At 39.8% G+C, this 596-nt stretch carries 1 protein-coding gene; it reads right to left on the minus strand.

Translation table 11 applies throughout. From position 1 onward, the window contains the following. On the minus strand, positions 1-596 hold a 596-nt coding region (locus GFJ41_RS21000; RefSeq protein WP_170075997.1), incomplete at both ends, for a VWA domain-containing protein.

Consider the following 596-nt stretch of genomic DNA (forward strand, 5'->3'; position numbering starts at 1 on the left):
CTGATTTCTGTCCTTTATCTTCATATTTATAGTTATCTAGCAATGTGAGAACGTCTTTTAACGTTGTTTCTTTCCTCTTGTAATCAGTAATATTAACAACTTTTGTCACATCTGTGGCAAAAATGATGATTTCATAATTTGGAGCAACCTCATAATAGCTTATCTTTGTTATGAGTTTCTTAATGACCTCCTTTGACGTAATAAAATCTTCCTCCTCTATGCTGTCAGATGCATCCAGGGCAATGTAGATGTCAAGTTTTCCTCCCTTTTCCAAACGAATTTTCTTTCCAGCTTGAACTGTCTTGTTTGTTTCTGTTTCCTCATTAATGGTTAAAGTAGTCTTTAGAGAGCTGCTAAAAGCCTCTGCTACTTCTTCAGGAGTGTCGTATGTATAATCGGCATAACACTCCGGCTCTTTTCCTGACCATTCGCCACCATCCTGACACACACGCACTTTCGAACCAATTAGTTTTAGATTTTTTGCACAGGTGTAGATAACTTGGTCATCAATGTTGAAAATGTGACCTTCCCTGCTGGTACCTGGTGGAGTGCCGGGGTCTGGGCAGTGATCAGTGTTATGACTACAGACTGGCGTG

The organism is Paraclostridium dentum (assembly GCF_012922555.1).
Taxonomy (GTDB): Bacteria; Bacillota; Clostridia; order Peptostreptococcales; family Peptostreptococcaceae; genus Paraclostridium; species Paraclostridium dentum.